Origin of the sequence: Paenibacillus pectinilyticus (genome assembly GCF_001700435.1) — a bacterium.
GTDB lineage: Bacteria > Bacillota > Bacilli > Paenibacillales > NBRC-103111 > Paenibacillus_E > Paenibacillus_E pectinilyticus.
The window spans coordinates 116,853-135,522 of record NZ_LYPC01000027.1; the positions used below are offsets into that span (position 1 = coordinate 116,853).

The following is an 18,670-nucleotide window of genomic DNA, read 5'->3' on the forward strand; positions in this document are numbered from 1 at the left end:
AAATTATGGAGGTCATGCATCATGAAAAAAATGAAGAAAATTGCAAATACCATCGCGGTACCGTGTCTTGTTCTCTCTATCGCGCTGGCTGGTTGTGGCGACAAAACAGCAACCACAACGCCTGCACCAACGAAAGAAGCAGCGCCATCGGCAACACCGGATTCATCGAAAGATTTGAAACCGGTGGAGCTTACCTATTATTTCCCGAATACGCCTCAAAAAGATCTTGCTAGCGTAGAAGACGAATTAAATAAACTCATCAAACCCAAGATAAACGCGACAGTTCACTTAAAACTCGTTGATTGGGGTACGTATGACGAAAAAATGAATGTTCTTATGGCTTCGGGGGAGCCTTACGACCTCGCGTTTACGTCCACTTGGGCGAACAACTTCTACCAGAACGCAGCCAAAGGCGCATTCGCACCGATGGATGATTTGCTCGCCAAATACGCGCCAAGTCTAAAAGGTTCGGTACCTGATTCTTTCTGGAAGGCCGTTAAAGTAAAGGGGCAGACGTTTGGGGTGCCTAACTTCCAACAAGCAACAGCAGGTTACGGATATCTCATTCAAAAATCTGTAGCCGACAAATATAAGTTCGACTGGAAATCCGTTACGAAGCTGTCAGATCTTACGCCATTCTTGGAAACTGTTAAAAAGAATGAGCCGAATCTCGTTCCATTCGGAATTAGCAAGAAGGAAGATATCTTCACCAATGCTCCTGCTATGTTCGGATTTGAAGCGCTGGGCGACGCGATAACGCCAGGCGCGATCTATGTCAATGACGCCAGTCTCAAAGTTGTGAATCAATTTGAAACAGCTGAATTCAAAAACTTTGTGACCATGATGAGAGATTGGTATACAAAAGGATATTTAAGAAAAGATGCAGCTTCATTGAAGGATATGGAATCCGATAAAAAAGCCGGTAAGAATGCCATGACATGGGGGCAAATTGATCTCGACACCGCTGCATTTGAAAAAGCAGGAATGGAATCCACAGGCAGAATGTCGAACGCAAACAAAGATGTACAGTCTTACGACCTGCAGTTTGTAAAACCATTATTGACGACAGATAAAGCGGCTTCCACAATCACGGCAATTTCGGCAACTTCGCCGAACAAGGAAAGAGCGATGATGTTCCTTAATCTCCTCAACACAGATAAAGAAGTGTTCAACTTAATTAATTGGGGAGTTGCCGATAAACACTATAAAAAAGTTGGCGATAACAGAATTGAGACGAATAAAGACGGCGGGTACCAAATTATCTCTCCATGGGAATTCGGCAATATGACGAACTCCTTCTTATCTGAGGGAGATCCTAAAGGCGGAGAAGTCGACGGCAAGTTTATTAAAATGTGGAGCGATCTCAATAAAAATGCGATCCCTTCTAATGCATTGGGCTTTGTGTTTGATTTTACGCCTGTTAAGGCGGAAAAAGCGAATTGCGACGCTATTATCGATGAGCTGTATTATGCGATTTCAACCGGTACTGTTGATCCTGACAAATACTTGCCGCAAATGCTCGATAAATTGAAAAAAGCGGGAGCAGACAAAATTATTGCTGAGAAGCAAAAGCAATTGGATGCATGGAAAGCAGCAAATAAATAATGTCAATCAGGTGGAGTTCCTCCGATTTCCGGAGGAATTCTGCTTGATCAACAAATATTTTTGAAAGCACTTACAGAGAATTGAACAGAAGGTGAATGATAAATCGTGTTACTTAGGAGGTATTGATATGGTTAAGAAGAAAATGAATATTATTTTGGCACTGTGTATGCTTCTAGCCTCAGTGTTAAGTTCAGGAACAAGTGTCCAGGCTGCAGAAATCGGTTCCAATACAGCTTCGAACAAGATACAAGCGGAGTTCTTTGTGTCAGCTTCTGGCAGCGATACAAATGACGGGTCTTATGACCATCCTTTTGCCACTTTGCAAGCGGCTAGGGATGCAGTGCGTTTGATCAAAAGCAATATGACAGGAGATATCTATGTCTTTATTGCTTCAGGTAATTATTACATTAATAATACGATTTCTTTCAATGAAAGCGATTCGGGAACCAATGGTTTTAATGTTATCTACAGGAATTTGAATGACTTGGGAACTGCCAAATTCATCGGCGGCAATAAAGTAACTTCTCCATGGAATCTTGTGGCACGCACAGGCACTGATGCAGATCTGCCTGCCAGGGCAGCCGGAAAAGTATACAAGACGTATGTAGGTACAGGAAATAACTTCAATACCCTATATGTTAACGATACCAGAGCGATAATGGCACGAACGCAGAATCTGACAGTCGACCCTAGATTTCCTGCATCATCCGCTGCTTATATGCTGTCAGCCGGCGGTGGCATTAGTAATTTGATCTATAACTCAGGTGATATGGATGCTGAGTCATTAACGGGATTGGTAAATGCCCAGACACGCGGTGATTTGGACGCACAGGTCTATATGTGGGACGGCGGATATTGGGATTGGATGACCGATACGATTCCACTTGCCGGCGTAGATAATTCTACGCGTACACTTACTTTCAAAACCGATCCAAATAATCCAGCGGCATTTCGTCCCAAATACAAAACCGGCTCCAGTGCAAGATACTTTTTGCAAGGCAATCTCGGCTTTTTGGATCAGCCAGGTGAATACTACTTCAACAAAAAGACAGGATATCTGTATTATTATCCATTATCCGGTTCAGGGGACATCAGCAATCAAGATATCGTGATTCCTGCTGTTGAGAAGATCATTGATATCAAAGGTGCGTCGCGTACAAGTATGGTGTCGCACATCACATTCAGCGGTTTGGAATTTAAAGATACCAACTTCCCTGACTACTACAGCTATGGCTGGAACTGGGGCGACGCAGGAGCCGGCTTGGGCTATTACCCTCCCGAAGCTGCGGGAAGCACGCAGCCGTCTTATGCTGAACAATCGGAAAGGAAAGAATTTCAGGTTGGCGTCATTACTTTGACCAATACGAATAACATTACGATCACCAAAACGCATATTAAAAATGCAGGAATGTTCGGCATCGAACTTTATCTTGCTAACCAGTACACGGATATTAATAATTCCCTTATTGAATATACCGGTCATGGTGGTATTAATCTAGAAGGCGGCTATCCAGGCGTGGGTGGTGATGCTAACGGGAACGGCTATAGTAGTTATAATACGGTAATAAATACGATCATTCATGATTTAGGTCAATTGGTTGGTCAAACCTCTGGAATAACAATCAACAACTCCGGTTATAACACATTTTCACATTTGGAAATTTATAACTCACCAAGAAGAGGCATCTTTGTTACAGCCGGTTATAGTCGGAACGGCGGCACTGCATTTCCAAACGGTGACGCTAACTTCAATATTATGAAAGATATGTATTCGCATCATAACACGTTTGACTATATTTATTTGCACGACAGTCAGCAGGATGGCGGTGATGACGGCGCTTTCTTCGCTTGCTATCTGTACAAGGGCTCGGCTAATTACAAGCCTAACTACATTAATCAGATGCTTATTGACAATGTAGGGTCCAATCCAAGCATGAGAGATATAGCGCCTAACGGAATGAACCTGGATATGGGCGCATCGGGATTTGAAATAAGTAATCTGAAAATCGTTAACCCGCAGCATTTTAATGCTGAAGTAGAAACGACAACGAACTATGGCGACAAAATCACATATACAAACACCAACATTGATTTCGGTTCCCATACCAATCAGCTACATACATTCGACGATTCCTTAATGGACTATGCACACATAGGTGTGAGTGTGGACTTCCCAAGCGTCTATTTATCATCCAGAAATGCATTTCAGGAGCCAAATAACATCTATTTCAAGGATAATTTTGAAAAAGATTTAGATTTTTCGAAATGGTCATACAGAGGAGCGGCTCCCGTTGTTACAACCGAGTGGATGTCTGAGGGTGTACTGGGTGGAAAGCAATCCTTAAAGATCGACAGTGACAGTGCAGGTGGTGGTAAGCCTGTGTTATACAGGAATTTTTCGAATAATCTCAATAAAATTGTTTCTGTGAAATTGTTTGACAGACAAAGCGGTAATCAAGCTCCTTACAGCTCCGGAACTACCATTTCATCAACGGTCAAATCGCTGGCAAGAGTCGACGATGGAATTAACGCTGTAGGGATGGGGCTGGATACTGCGGTAAACAGCAGCTATTATGTCGTATTGAATGGTTCAACAGAAACGGCAACCTCGGTTCCACGGACTTATGGCTGGCACGAAATGAAATGGGATTATACCAGTGGTACCGATGTGAAACTGTACGTGGATGGCGTGCTTGTCTCCACCTTGAATACGCTTACCCAGTTTAATTCTGTCGCTTTGGGGTCAGATGATGGCAAGGGAGTGAGCTATTACGACCAGTTGTACATTTATGGCGGTACAACTGCGCCAGAACCTGGTCCAGTATCCATACCTGCTGCTCCGGTCTATGATTCCTCTAATGACAATAAAACACAGCTGGACAAAGATTTTGAAGATGGTATCGTGCCTAGCTTTACACTTAGCGGTACATCAGCAATGAGCGTTATTTCCGATCCAACCAATTCAAGTAATAAAGTACTGCAAAACGTAGTTACAGATGGAAAGAATTTTTATCAAACTGGCGCTGCTTGGAACAACTATATTGTCAATATGAAATGGAAATTCGTGGGTTGGGGTTCCAATAATGTACTTAGTCAAGCTTATGATAATTTCACAATATTTGTAACGACTGCTGCAATTAATGGAACAACGCAAAGCAATCCAGCCAGCTATCAAGTTATCTATCGAAGGAATAAAAATGGAACTGCCGGTTTTCCAGCAGGTACCGAGTATTTTGAAATTACCAAGCATACTTCTTCAAGTGACACCTCGCTTGGAAAAGCTGCGTTACCAAGCGGATTTGTTGCGACCGACTGGCATGATTTCCAGATTCAGACGTATGGCGGTAAAGTCGGGTTTGTTTTAGATGGAACCAAATTGATGTCTGCTACCGATGGTTCATACACCTCAGGGGGTGTGGCCTTTGGGGGGATCAATTCAACCGTATTAATTGACAATATCAAAATAACCTCAAACCCAACATACGTAGATTATGGAACTAATTTCAATCTCGGCAACGTTGCATTGTCCGGAAATTTTAATCCATCCTATTACCTTTACGGAGCAGCTATCGTCGATAATTCTAAACCGGTCACGCTGATCAGACCGAAACCAGTGTTGGCAGGTGCGAACACTGCAGTGTTGCTTAATGGGGTTGATATTACTGATAATTTCGCCGATTATACAACACCGACAGCACTTTCAACCTTGAAAAATGGAAGAAACACGCTGGTTTTATCGGAAATTACGTCGGCAGGCAGCAAGAACTATACGATTTTCATTGACAAACCATATACAATCTCTTCGATAGGAGCAATCGCGCCGCTTACGACAAAGATTGGAATTGCTCCAGTGTTGCCATTACAAACCAATGTTACTTTTGGGGATGGCGTCAATCAATCTGAAGATATTATTTGGGACACTGTGGATCCATCCAAGTATAAAAATAATGGAACTTTCATGGTAAGTGGACAACTGGCACGATTAAACAAAACCGTAAGTACGACTGTAACCGTTGATGGGCTCGTTTCGATTGGTGGACTTGAAAGTGTCTCGACTACCGCAGGCACGGCGCCGACGCTTGCAAAGTCGATCAGCGCCCAATTTACAAATGGAACTCAAGACTTATCGTTAAGTTTCGCAGACGTTGATCCAGCGATGTATGCAAAGTCCGGCACATTCATAGCGATAGCTGCTGCTGATCAATATGCGGGCGATGTTTTGCAAAAAGTGATCGTACAACCAGCAGTATCAGCCGCTCAAACTACATTAACTGGCATACAGCAGGTAATTCCTGGCCAAACGTTTGATGTAACCATGGGATTGACTGGCGTTACGCAAAGTGTCTATCAGCAAGTATATGCTCAGGACTTGACAATCCACTATGATCCGTTGAAATTACAATTCAATTCGGTGACATCTCTGAAGGAAGGTTTCCAAGTCATCGATCAGAAAGAGGCTGTGCCTGGGCATATCCGGATGGTGGTATCCAGCACAGTTGCGGACCAAGGCGTGCTTGCGCAAGGTGACTTGTTGACATTTAATTTTACGGTCAAATCGCTGGCTCAGGCAACCGCTACAACAGTTTCTGTAGGTAATGTAAAGATTGCCAATATACAGGGGAATGAACTGCAAGTAGATGGAGCTTCCCGCGAAGTACAAATTAGCATATCAAGTGTGTCGGTAGATAAATCGGCGCTCAATGCTTCGATCGGAAACGCTCAGGCGAAATACGATGCAGCAGTCGAAGGCAATAGGGATGGACTGTATGCGACTGGAGCCAAAGCGCCATTGAAGTCGGCTATCGATACAGCTCATGCAACAGCAAATAATGCGAATGCTACCCAGCAGCAGGTGGATAGTGCGAAAGCAGCACTGGATGCGGCTCTTCAAGTGTTTGATACCAAGCAAATAACCGCAGACGTCAATGGAGATGGAAGCATTTCTATTGGAGACCTGGCGATTGTTGCAGGAGCATACGGCAAACAACAAGGTCAAGCGGGCTGGAATGAGAAAGCGGATGTTAACCATGACGGTAAGGTTGATATTATTGACCTTGCAATCGTTGCGAAAGCGATCTTGCAATAAAAAACCATAGGAGGGAGAGTTGCTTCTCCCTCCGTTTCTTAGAAGTATTTACTGAAAGGGAGGATCTCGTTAATGGCAAAAAAACTTTTCAAATTCAGTCTGATGCTTCTTTTGCCCATGATCTTACTTCCCCAACTTGTCATTCAAGCAAGCGCTGGTCCGGCCATTGTGCTTTCTATTCCGAAAGGGAGTATATCCGCAGGGGATGACTTCCAAGTGACGCTGAGTGGAAAACAAGTAAGCGATATGTACGCATATGAGGTCAATTTAACCTATGATACCGGCCGTTTGACGTTTGTTAAGAGTGTAAGTGCAGGTAACGGATATGCCGTTAATCCAATAGTGAACGGGAATAAAATTCAAATTGCGCATACGCAATTAGGCAATACGCTGGGCCGAAACGGAGATGTAACGCTTGCTACACTTACATTTCATGCCGTTAAACAGGGATCTGCGGATATTGCACTGGACAGCGTGAAACTATTGAATTCACAGTTAGTGGCTACAGTTGTTTCGGGCAATAGCAAGGTATCCGCTCAAATAGCTGAAGTGAGTAACGGCAAACCTGAGGCTGATGTATTTAATAATGACATTATTAATGTAATCAAATTAGTTCATTCATTTGAATCCAAAGTAGAGGAAGCCAAGAAATCGAATGCGAAGATTGAAATAGCTGACATTCATGGACATTGGGCCGAAAAGACGATCAGCACGTTCGTAAAATTGCACGTTATCGAGGGGTACGAGAATGGTACTTTCCAACCTGACGGTAAAATTACACGCGCCGAGTTTGCCGCAATCATTACGCGAGTATTTGATATCAACGGCGGCGCTGTTCAATCGGTTGTACTAAAAGATATAGACAGCCATTGGGCGAAAGAAGCTATTGAGAAACTTGCAGGCGCAGGGGTAATTGCCGGTTATGGAGATGAAACCTTCAAGCCGGATCAAACGATCAGCCGTGAAGAAATGGTGATCATTTTGTCACGAATCATCAATTTAAATCATGTGGACAAAGATGCTGCCAGAGGCAACTTTAGGGATATGTCCAGCGTTAGCTCTTATGCTGTGGATGCCATCAAAGATGCAGCAGAAGCCGGCATTATCAGCGGCAAGGACGACGGGAAATTCGATCCGCAAGGCAGCTCCACTCGATCGGAGGCTTTAACAATTATTCTGAATGCATTGAACCTTAATCCTCAATTGAAATCACTGCTGGACAGCCTGAATTAATATAAGCACAATGCTGTATTTATCTAATAAGTACAGTATAGTGCTTTTTTTTCTGTTGAAATTGTTGAAAAACACCTTATTTCGATGAAATGTATATTTTTTAGAGAACCACATATCTAATTGTCGAAGGAAGTTATGTTTTTTTCTGTTTTCATATTTTTATGATCTAGTAAGGTGAAGATGTGGGTAGAGGCACTGTCCATCAAGATGATTAAATTTATAAAATGTTATTGAAGGAGATGTAACATGGCTACATTCACGATTGAAGGAAAACAGTTTATGTATAACGGAAACCCCATTCGAATTCTGTCGGGAGCCATGCACTACTTCCGCATTGTGCCTGAATATTGGAAGGACAGACTGTTGAAGCTAAAAGCTTGCGGGTTTAATACCGTTGAAACCTATGTGGCATGGAATATGCATGAACCGAAAGAGGGTCAATATAACTTTCAGGGAATCGCAGATATTGAGCAGTTTATCCAGTTGGCTGGTGAAGTGGGGCTGCACGTGATTGTACGGCCGAGCCCGTATATTTGCGCGGAGTGGGAGTTTGGCGGGCTGCCTGCTTGGCTTCTCAAAGACCCGTCGATGCAGTTGCGTTGTTACGATCAGCCCTATTTATCTAAAATAGACGCTTATTTCGACGAGTTATTGCCAAGGCTCCAGCCGCTTTTATGTACAAATGGCGGACCTATTATAGCTATGCAGATTGAGAATGAGTACGGAAGTTATGGCAACGACAAGGAATACCTGGCGTATGTAAGGCAAGCTATGATCAAGCGCGGTATGGACGTGCTTCTGTTCACCTCAGACGGCTATGACGACGCCAATCTTCAAGGAGGTACGCTCATCCCAGACGTTTTGGCGACAGTCAATTTCGGATCGCGTCCTGAAGAAGCATTTGACAAGTTACAGGAATATCAACCGGATAAGCCACTCGTATGTATGGAATATTGGAACGGTTGGTTCGACCATTGGGGAGATGAACACCACGTGAGAGGATTTGACGATGTGGTGGACGTATTGGACCGCATGCTGCAAATGGGCGCATCCGTCAACTTCTATATGTTCCATGGGGGGACGAACTTCGGTTTCTATAATGGCGCCAATTACTTGGGGAAATATGAACCTACCGCGACTAGTTATGACTATCATGCGTTGTTAAGTGAATCTGGAGATATTACGGACAAATATATCGCAGTCCGCGAATTGATTTCCAAGTATGTAGATATGACAGGCTTAGAGCTTCCGCCTCCCATCCGAAAGAAGCATTACGGCAATATCCGTCTGACGGAAAAAGCGCGGTTATTTGAATCGCTTGATTCGTTATCCGCTCCGATCACAAGTAAATGTACGGCAACGATGGAGCAGTTGGATCAGGATTATGGTTTTATTCTATATTCGACACAGATATCAGGTCCAAGAGCGAAACATAAAATTGTGCTCCAGCACGTGCATGACCGTGCGCTCATTTTCCTTGATGGGGTCTATCAGGGTGTTGTTGAAAGAAATACACATGATCAGACACTCGAAATTAAAGTGAATGATATTCTGGCAGAAATCCCACCGGAAGGTGCGACTTTAAGCATTTTAGTGGAAAATATGGGCCGAATTAATTATGGCTATAGCTTAAAAGATCCGAAAGGGATTACGGAAGGCGTTCGTTTCGAACGGATGTTTTTGTACGATTGGACGATCCATACGCTTCCTCTCGATGATTTGTCTAGGCTTAATTTCGGAGAACAACAAGCAGATGGTTCCTATACGCCGACATTTTATAAAGGCGAGTTTCATGTAGATGAGATCGGTGATATGTTTTTGAAGCTCGAAGGTTGGACGAAGGGAGTAGCATATCTCAACGGTTTTAATCTCGGACGTTACTGGGAAATCGGCCCGCAAAAAACACTCTACATTCCAGGACCGCTTCTGCGTGAAGGTGCAAATGAAGTAATCATTTTTGAACTGCACGGCACGCGTGACCCGGTCGTCACACTTCAAGACTTTGCTGAGCTAGGTTAGTTTGTTACATAGAATGGACCAATAGAAGACGAGGTGTAAAAGGTGGAAAAAGGCAGCACCCAATTTATAGAAGATAATTGCAGTTTAGAAATAAAGCTGACTACTTATGAAGGCTCACAAGCAAGGCACTCTGTCAAAAGCACGTTGGCCGAGGCGTCTGGTGACCAAACGCTAGCGCTGCAAGATTCCTTGTGGAATATCCGTTATACCTGTCTAAGAACTGCAAATAACGAGAATGCCGTGGATTGTGAAGTCACATTCAAGGTGGCGAAAGGCTCAGTCACTCAAGCCAATGTATCGGTTAGCATGGTTCTCGATGATTGGTCGAAGATGAACTATGTGCTCATGCCTGCGGCAGCCTACGATGGAAACCGATTTAAAGTCAGCGATCAAGTTTATCCTCCGATGCTTACTAGGGATGATGAGATCGGCCCCCATATTCCAACAACGATAACGGATGTTCCCAGGTTAAACCGGGAAGAAGGATTGTCTATGATGGAATTGAGAACAGGCGATCTGGCTACCCCTGCGGTGGGGTGTTTCAAACGCGAGCAGAAAAAAGGTTTTTTCATGCTGACACATCAAGGGACTTCGCTTGGCGATTCTGGCATTACATTGGAAGAAAATGAACTTCGAACGCAAGCTGTCATTACATTGTCCGCGCCTGCTGTTAGACGTTATACGTACAGCATGTGCAATTCGAAAGAGAGTTCAGATGATTATGGCATTGATTTTCATGAAAATGATGAAGTGACCTTGAAATTTCGGTTATATTTCTTTGATTGCAACGATATTCCGGAGCTGTTTGACTATTTTGCGAAAATCCGTAAGGATTTGACCGGTCAAGCGCAACTGCGTCATGAGATCCCATTCTCTGCCTCGTGGGATATATTAGAAGAAAAGTACAATCGGGATAACTGGCAGCAAGAAGAAGATTTTTATCGGTCATCGACTTCGACACATGAGGTATTTGGGGAATGGCAGACAGGTTGGGTTGGAGGTGCAATCAATACGTACCCGATGTTTGCGATCGGAAACGAGCTTTCTAAAGAAAGGTCTTTCAAAACATTGGACTTCTTTTTCTCAAAAGTTCAAGCGCCTTCTGGTTTTTTTTACGGAATTCATTGCAAAGGGAAGCTGTATGGCGATAATTTCAGGGATCAAGATGATATTAGTTGTGTGCTTGTGAGAAAAAATGCAGATGCGATTTACTTTATCGCCAAGCAATTCATGCTTCTTGAGCAATTAAAAGTTAACATACCTCCTCTTTGGAGGGAAGGGCTGAAAAAAGCTTGCGATGCTTTTATTAGGCTGTGGAAAAATAACGGTCAATTTGGACAATTCATTGATGTCCACCAAGAAGAAATCATTGTTGGCGGCAGCGCTTCTGCAGGAATTGCCCCAGCTGGACTCGCCTTGGCGGGGAAATATTTTAATGAATCCATATATGTGGAAGTTGCTTCTCAGCTGGCTGAGCGATTCTATGATGAATTTGTTGGAAAAGGTGTAACGACCGGCGGACCAGGGGAGATTTGTCAATGTCCGGACAGTGAATCGGCCTTTGCCTTGCTGGAATCTTATGTCGTTTTATACGAAGAAACGGGGGTGAAGAAATGGCTGTTGATGGCTGAGGATACAGCCAAGCTTAGTGCCACTTGGTGCGTCTCCTATAACTTCGAATATCCGATCACCTCGGAATTTAATAAACTTGATTTGCGTTCTATAGGCTCAGTGTGGGCGAGTGTGCAAAACAAGCATGCCGCGCCAGGCATTTGCACCTTATCGGGACTGTCTTTGTTAAAGCTCTATCGCGCTACATCGAATGAATTTTATTTGGAACTGTTACGTGAAATCGCGCATAATATCCCGCAATATATGTCCAGGGAAGACCGCCCGTTAAGAATCTCCTGGGATTCGGAGCCAAGCGATACATATTCGCCTCCTGGCTGGATGGGGGAACGAGTCAATACAAGCGACTGGGAAGGCAAAGCGAATGTTGGCGGCGTTCTAGGCGGTTCCTGCTGGTGCGAAGTGACCAATATGCTTACTTATTTTGAAGTACCGGGTCTTTATATTCAAAAAAATAAGGGAACTGTTTGCGCAATTGATCATATTGATGCAGAGATTGTTGTGGACAATGCGGTTCAGCTTACGGTTCGCTTATCTAATACAACTAAATTTACAGCCAAGGTTAAAGTGCTTGTTGAAAACGATGAAGAGTCATTGCAAATATTACATGCAAATAGCATGCTGGATTATCAAACAATCATCTTGGAGCCTAACAGCACGTATACGATGAACTTGATAAAATAACGGACCATTTAGGGAGGATTTATTATGCAAAAAATTACAGCAGTCCTGGTAGGTGCCGGACAAAGAGGCGCAGGAGCATATGCAACCTATGCGATTAAATATCCGGAACAAATTCAATTTGTCGCGGTTGCTGATGCGGACCCCATTCGGAGAAAACAATTTCAAATTGATCATAACATTCCAGTAGAGCAATGCTACGAAAGTTGGGAACAGATATTAGATTTGCCGAAGTTAGCTGACGCTATGCTGGTTTGCACGCAGGACCAGATGCATTTTGAACCAGCTAGCAGAGCGCTCGAGAAAGGGTATCATGTTCTACTTGAGAAGCCGATGTCGCACGACCCATTGGAATGCATCATTATGGGGGAGCTTGCAGAGAAGTATCAGCGAATATTTTCGATTTGCCATGTGTTGAGATATACCGACTTCTTTAAAACGATAAAAGGGCTGCTGCAGCAAGGCCGGATCGGCAGACTGGTTTCGATCCAGCATACGGAAAATGTTGAATATGCCCATTATGCCCATAGTTTTGTCAGGGGTAATTGGAGAAAATCCAAAGAATCTAGCCCTATGATATTAGCCAAAAGCTGTCACGATATGGATATTTTATTATGGCTTGCCGATGCCAATTGCACCAAGGTTTCTTCCTTTGGCGGATTAACGCACTTCAAGAAAGAGAATGCACCGGAAGGCGCTCCTAAAAGGTGTTTGGACGGTTGTCCAGTTCAAGATGAATGTCCTTACTACGCACCGAAAATATACATTGAACGCGATGATTGGGTTAATAAAGTTATGCGAACGGTTGTCAGCAGCGATACAAGCGATGAAGGTGTCCTTCATGCATTAAAGGAAGGTCCGTACGGCCGATGCGTATACCACAGCGATAATGATGTTGTTGATCATCAGGTTGTCAATATCGAATTTGATAACGAGGTTACGGTTGCTTTTACGATGAGCGCTTTTACATTTGAAGGCGGGAGATCGGTGAAGCTGATGGGTTCCCTTGGTCAAATTAGAGCGGATATGGAAAGGAACGAAATCGAGGTTACTAGCTTTGTGACAAGAGAGAAGGAGCTCATCCGCCTTGAAGCACCACCGGAAGGGCATGGCGGGGGAGATGAACGTATCATGCAGGATTTCGTGCGATTGGTCCGCCAGAATGGACAGGAAGCGGGGCTCACATCAGCGAGCACTTCTGTCGAAAGTCATCTCATGGCATTTGCCGCTGAAAAATCTCGCTTGGAGAATCGGGTTATCCGAATTAACGATTTCAGAGAAGAATTGAAGTCTGAATCGACTTTTACTATGTGAAATAAGATTTAAATCAAAGAGGTGAGAATGTGGAAGATTTACATGGCAAAATAGCACTTGTTACCGGCTCTACAAGCGGTATCGGCAAAGCGGCTGCGATTGAACTTGCGCGAAACGGCGTAAAGGTGGCTGTTCACGGCATGAATGAAGAACGGGGACGTCAGGTTGTAGAAGAAATAAGCGAATTTGGTGGAGATGCTGTCTTCATACGCCAAAATTTATCCTTACGGGAAGCGCCCAAGCAGCTTGTTGAACGAATCGTCGATCATTATGGAGGATTGGATATCCTTGTCAATAATGCGGCGCTTATTTGTAATAAACCGATGGAAGATATACAGCATGAGGACTGGGACTCATTGTTTGAAGTGAATGTCAAAGCGCCATTTTTCCTAACGCAGAAGGCGCTCCCTTGGTTAAAGCGAAGCGGCGAAGGTGCCGTAATCCATGTAAGCTCGATTAATCGGCTTGTCAATTGCTCTAACAATCTCGTCTATGATGCGATGAAAGCCGCACTAAATCATATGAGCCGTGGGTTATCAATGGATCTTCGCGAGGCGAATATTCGAGTGAATGCGATCATGCCAGGTGGAACGGCGACGCCGCTTTTGAACGAATGGTTTAGTATGACCCATCGTTCGCCTAAAGAAATAGAGCAAATCTATAAAGAGGCGAGAAATGTGGCGACTCCTGAGCAAATTGCAAATGTAATCGTCATGCTCGCTAGTAGTCGCTCTAGTTGGATTAACGGAGCGGAAATTCCAGTTGATGGCGGCTATCATATCGGATCGTAAAATAAAGTTCGAATTATGCAAAAGGGCAAGGTGGGATTGAAGATATGACACTTTTAAGGAAACCATTGGAGGTACCTTCAGTTACAGCCAAGGATAACTGGACACCTCCTGCTTGGGCGCTGTTGGAATGTAAGCTTTTCGAAACGCTGAACCAAGCTGCGAAGGAATTTGTCCAGAAGTATGTCCGTCCGGATGGTACTCTCATCTGGCGCAGCGAATGGCCGGGGATGGACGGCTCGGATGATCCTTATGAAGGATTTATGTACCTTGCCTTGTTATACGCACTTGGCGGAGATGAAGAACTTCGTGAAATGTCTTTGCGAATTTGGGAAGGTGTTACGTGGCAGTGGACGGAATACGGGCAAATTTATCGTGATTTTGATAGCTATTACGATTGGATGCATCATGGAGAAGGTTATTTGTTTTTTTATTTCCTTGGACTGGCAGCTCCTTCCCATTTGAAAAACGTACAGCGCGCACAACGATTTGCAAGCTTCTATACCGGCAAGGATGCGGAAGCGCACAACTATGATGCCGAGAAAAAGCTGATTCGGTCGCCGATTACCGGCAGCCGGGGGCCACGGCATGAAATGTCCGAAGAAGATTGGTGTACACATCGAGGAATCCTCGACAACTATTTGGCGCCGTTTGAAGACATTCCCGGTGTGGATTTTGCCAGTGGAACATGTCCATGGTCGGACGATCACGTGTATGGAAATCTCATTCGCATCATGAATGAACGTATGGCGAAGGGGGATGTCCCGCTGAATCTGAATGCAACTGGACCTATCGCCAACGCCTATATGTATTCTGGCGATGCTGAACTAAAAAAGTGGGTCCTTGATTACGTTCATGCCTGGAGGGAACGGGCCGAACAAAACGGCGGGATCATTCCCGATAACATTGGTCTTTCCGGTGAAATCGGTGAATATAACGATGGCAAATGGTGGGGCGGCTATTATGGTTGGCGCTGGCCGCACGGATTTTTGACGATTATTGAACCTATTGTCAATGCATCGATGAACGCCGTGCTGCTGAGCGGCGATATGAACTATTTATGTTTAGCGCGAGAGCAATTGGATCGGAATTGGGAGCTTGGCCATGAAGAGAATGGAAGCTGGGTGACACCGACCAAGCATTTCGATAGTGGTTGGACATCTTATCGGTTGCCAAATCCGCTGTATCCCATTCATCTGTGGACGGTATCTATGGCGGAGGAGGACGCAGCCCGTGCAGATCGGATCGATAAATTGTCGTATGACCTTGATATTGATGTACCTGAATATTCGGGAACCAATCCGATAACGGGTAAGAATACCAAGCACTATAATGGCAATACGGTCCAATGGTTCCACTACATGCGTGGGAAGAATCCGGATTATCCGAAGCAAATTCTCGAAGCGAATTACAAATTGGTCTCTCGCCAACTTCAGAAAATGCGCTCTGAAGAAGGAGATCCGAACAATTGGATTTCTGACGGATTCAGCCTTGGAGCGCTGTCAAGCATTCACAAATGGCAGGAAATGTGCCCAGTTTACTTTGAAGGGCTGCTGCAATTGACGCTAGGGTCACCGATGCACACTTCGCACGGTGGGTTGCAGCACGGTCGCGTGCGCTACTTTAATGCGGATCTGGAGCGCCCGGGATTGCCGGACGGCACAGCTGCGCTGGTCGAAGCGCTTCATGCAGATTCTGTAACGTTAAATCTGGTCAATCTTGATTTGTTCGCAGATAAGCAGATCATCATTCAGGCAGGAATGTTTGGGGAGCATCAGTTTGAAATAGTTACGGTTACGAGTCAAGAAGATCACGTTCAAGAAACATTACCGGCAAACAATAAATGGTTCCTCGTCAAACTGCTTCCTGGAGCCGGCATTCGTCTGCACATGACGATGAATCGCTATGTCAACCAGCCGACCTATGAAACACCTTGGGCTAATCCCCAAAATACAGGTAGAATTAGCGGCCGAGAGAAGTGAGGAGGAGCCGTGGATGAATCCCAAAGTAAAGAGAGAAATTCGTGTGGCTCGGTTGCATCGAGAGCGTATCGCTGATTATCGTTCTTTGCACGACCACATCCCCCGGCAAATTGTTAAGCATCTTATCGAAGCTGGGTATACAAAGGTACAATTATATCTTCACGAAGATTGTCTGATCATGCTGACGGAGTATGATCAGACACAAATGATCCCTGATCGAACGATTGATGAACAGGCGGAAAAGGAATGGCATCATAAAACCGGGCTTTGTTTTGAGACTTTTTGGCAGCAGTCCGAACATATATTTGATTTACAACCTTCATATTGATGAAAGTTATAATGGTCAAGTCGTTACAAAAAAATATCTGCCCTAGGAATATCCTAGGGCAGATATTTTTTTGTAAGGGTTTAAATGAATTATGCTATTAGAGGACATCGCCCTTCTCAGCCCGAATGTATGTTTACGAAGTCCTATTTTCATATTTGAAATTACGGGGTGAAGATGTTGAAGTTATTTGCTAAGCCATGGTCGTTTTCAGTGACTCTCCATATCTTGTTAGTTGTCATGGTTGTCTTTCCGATCGTGACCATCTCTACCATGATTCTTCAAGTATACAAGCGCGATTTATTACAGCAAACAACGGAACGGACCCTGCAAACACTGCATGCTGTTACCTATTCAGCCCAGCAGGAGATCAGTAAAATCGAGTACGCTGCAGCTGCCGTTGGTGTGGATCGAGATATTTTATCAACTGCAACATCCTTGCATCAAGCGGATGAGAGCAATCGATTCAAGTATATCAACGACCTTACACTTGCGTTGAGCAGATACACTTACTCCATGTCCAGCCAACTGCTGGCGATCCACTTTTTTTATAAAGATGGCGGCGTGTATTCGTATAAGCAGAACTTGACCAAGGACGAGCAGGAGCTGCGTTCAGAATCGTGGTACAAGAAGCTACTTCAACAAAAGGATAATGTGCAGTTTCTTAGTCTTCAGGAAACGCTCTTATACGGTGTGAGGGAGCCGTTAGCCGTGACAGCCGCGATTGCACCCAGTGACTACCATACGCTAAGTAATGTCGAAGTGATTTATTTTTCATTGAATGAGGAAGCATTTGATAAAATCTTGCGGCAGCAACCTAACGATGATTCCACCTATGTCATTGTCAGCAAGGACGGTCAAGTTGTCACAGCCAGCTACAATTGGGAGCAATCGAGCTTAACACCGGCCAAACTAGAGCAAATCCGCGGTGCGCGTGAGGGACATTTTATCGATCAGGTGAGCGGCCGTCAAATGATGGTCACCTATGCGAGCGTTGGAGATACAGGTTGGAAAGCGATTCAAGAGATCCCATACAGTAAAGTAACGGCTAATTATGAACGTATTTTTAAATTCGTCCTATTCGCAACCATCGCGGTTATCGTTGTATTTTTGCTAATTTCCTTTTATTTAGTTCACAGTTTAACTAGGCCAATTCACGTATTAGTCCGTAAAATGTCCCTTGTGATGGAAGGAGAGCTGAACGCCAAGATTGGGAATTCTAAAATTGCAGAGATGGCAGCGCTGGGCAGAACGTTCAATCATATGCTTGATCAAATTAAGCTGCTTCTTCGGCAGCGAGAAGAACAAGAGCAAGCAAAGCGGAAAGCAGAGTTCGCTGCCTTGCAGTCGCAAATTAATCCGCACTTTCTTATTAATACACTGAATGCGATCAAGCTAATGGCACTGATCAGTAAGGTGGACAATATCCGAAATATGACCAATGCTTTAATGCGACTCGTATCTTCTTCGTTTAACAGAGGCGGAGTGCTTATCCGTTTTTCCGATGAAATCGCTAATTTAAAGCATTACCTATACATCATGGAAATTCGTTACGGTAATAAGTTTGAGGTTGAATGGCATATTGACCCGCAGGCAGAATCGAAGTATTTACTCAAGCTGCTGCTTCAACCGATTTTGGAAAATAGCATTGTACACGGCATGGCTGGCAAAGAAACACGCGGGAAAATCGTCATTCAAGCACGCATTCATGAAGGCAGTCTGCACATCGTGATCTCCGATAATGGTGAGGGGATGACCGAAGAGCAGCTCGAGGAGTTCCGTACAAGACGCAGTCCGCATACGTTTACAGGCATGGGCGTTGCCAATGTCCATCACCGGATCCAGCTGCACCATGGCGAGGAATACGGCATTATGTTGACTGCGAATGATCCGAAAGGGACGAAAGTATCGATGAAAATTCCGATTATTCATCGTGATCAGGAAGAAGAGCGACCACTTCGGTTGGAAGCGTAAAGCAGTTCATAAAAGATCAACTTCATAGCCGAAA

General features: G+C 44.3%; 10 protein-coding genes. All 10 read left to right on the plus strand.

Going from position 1 to position 18,670, the window contains the following annotated elements; translation table 11 throughout:
* Window positions 1-21: 21 nt before the first annotated feature.
* The 10 genes from A8709_RS22425 (at window position 22) to A8709_RS22470 (ending at window position 18,636) form a co-directional block, all read left to right on the plus strand.
* A complete protein-coding gene (locus A8709_RS22425) occupies window positions 22-1,605 on the plus strand; it encodes an ABC transporter substrate-binding protein (protein WP_065855342.1) in 1,584 nt (527 codons plus the stop codon).
* A gap of 127 nt (window positions 1,606-1,732) precedes the next feature.
* Complete coding sequence (locus tag A8709_RS22430; RefSeq protein WP_065855344.1) at window positions 1,733-6,691, plus strand: cohesin domain-containing protein; 4,959 nt, start codon at window positions 1,733-1,735, stop codon at window positions 6,689-6,691.
* Window positions 6,692-6,763: 72 nt separating this feature from the next.
* Entirely contained in the window at window positions 6,764-7,924 is a 1,161-nt protein-coding gene (locus tag A8709_RS22435; RefSeq protein ID WP_065855346.1) for an S-layer homology domain-containing protein, read from the plus strand.
* 246 nt (window positions 7,925-8,170) lie between these two features.
* Window positions 8,171-9,943 carry a glycoside hydrolase family 35 protein gene (locus A8709_RS22440; RefSeq protein WP_065855348.1) on the plus strand — a complete coding sequence of 591 codons (1,773 nt, stop codon included), beginning with the start codon at window positions 8,171-8,173 and terminating at the stop codon, window positions 9,941-9,943.
* 42 nt (window positions 9,944-9,985) lie between these two features.
* Window positions 9,986-12,256, plus strand: a complete 2,271-nt coding sequence (locus tag A8709_RS22445) for a hypothetical protein (protein WP_065855350.1) — start codon at window positions 9,986-9,988, stop codon at window positions 12,254-12,256.
* A 24-nt stretch (window positions 12,257-12,280) separates the two neighbouring features.
* Window positions 12,281-13,567 carry a Gfo/Idh/MocA family protein gene (locus tag A8709_RS22450; protein WP_065855352.1) on the plus strand — a complete coding sequence of 429 codons (1,287 nt, stop codon included), beginning with the start codon at window positions 12,281-12,283 and terminating at the stop codon, window positions 13,565-13,567.
* Between the two features lie 29 nt (window positions 13,568-13,596).
* On the plus strand, window positions 13,597-14,358 hold the full coding sequence (locus A8709_RS22455) for an SDR family NAD(P)-dependent oxidoreductase (RefSeq protein WP_065855354.1): 762 nt from the start codon (window positions 13,597-13,599) through the stop codon (window positions 14,356-14,358).
* Window positions 14,359-14,402: 44 nt separating this feature from the next.
* Entirely contained in the window at window positions 14,403-16,337 is a 1,935-nt protein-coding gene (locus tag A8709_RS22460) for a DUF8034 domain-containing protein (protein WP_065855355.1), read from the plus strand.
* A gap of 13 nt (window positions 16,338-16,350) precedes the next feature.
* A complete protein-coding gene (locus A8709_RS22465) occupies window positions 16,351-16,665 on the plus strand; it encodes an L-rhamnose mutarotase (RefSeq protein ID WP_065855357.1) in 315 nt (104 codons plus the stop codon).
* 174 nt (window positions 16,666-16,839) lie between these two features.
* Window positions 16,840-18,636 carry a sensor histidine kinase gene (locus A8709_RS22470; protein WP_065855359.1) on the plus strand — a complete coding sequence of 599 codons (1,797 nt, stop codon included), beginning with the start codon at window positions 16,840-16,842 and terminating at the stop codon, window positions 18,634-18,636.
* The last annotated feature ends 34 nt before the right edge of the window (window positions 18,637-18,670 follow it).

Excerpts from the sequence above, each read along its gene's own strand:
- A8709_RS22465 (WP_065855357.1), top strand. The coding sequence starts at position 16,351 with ATGAATCCCAAAGTAAAGAGAGAAATTCGTGTGGCTCGGTTGCATCGA.
- A8709_RS22460 (WP_065855355.1), top strand. The coding sequence starts at position 14,403 with ATGACACTTTTAAGGAAACCATTGGAGGTACCTTCAGTTACAGCCAAG.
- A8709_RS22450 (WP_065855352.1), top strand. The coding sequence starts at position 12,281 with ATGCAAAAAATTACAGCAGTCCTGGTAGGTGCCGGACAAAGAGGCGCA.
- A8709_RS22425 (WP_065855342.1), top strand. The coding sequence starts at position 22 with ATGAAAAAAATGAAGAAAATTGCAAATACCATCGCGGTACCGTGTCTT.
- A8709_RS22470 (WP_065855359.1), top strand. The coding sequence starts at position 16,840 with ATGTTGAAGTTATTTGCTAAGCCATGGTCGTTTTCAGTGACTCTCCAT.
- A8709_RS22435 (WP_065855346.1), top strand. The coding sequence starts at position 6,764 with ATGGCAAAAAAACTTTTCAAATTCAGTCTGATGCTTCTTTTGCCCATG.
- A8709_RS22430 (WP_065855344.1), top strand. The coding sequence starts at position 1,733 with ATGGTTAAGAAGAAAATGAATATTATTTTGGCACTGTGTATGCTTCTA.
- A8709_RS22440 (WP_065855348.1), top strand. The coding sequence starts at position 8,171 with ATGGCTACATTCACGATTGAAGGAAAACAGTTTATGTATAACGGAAAC.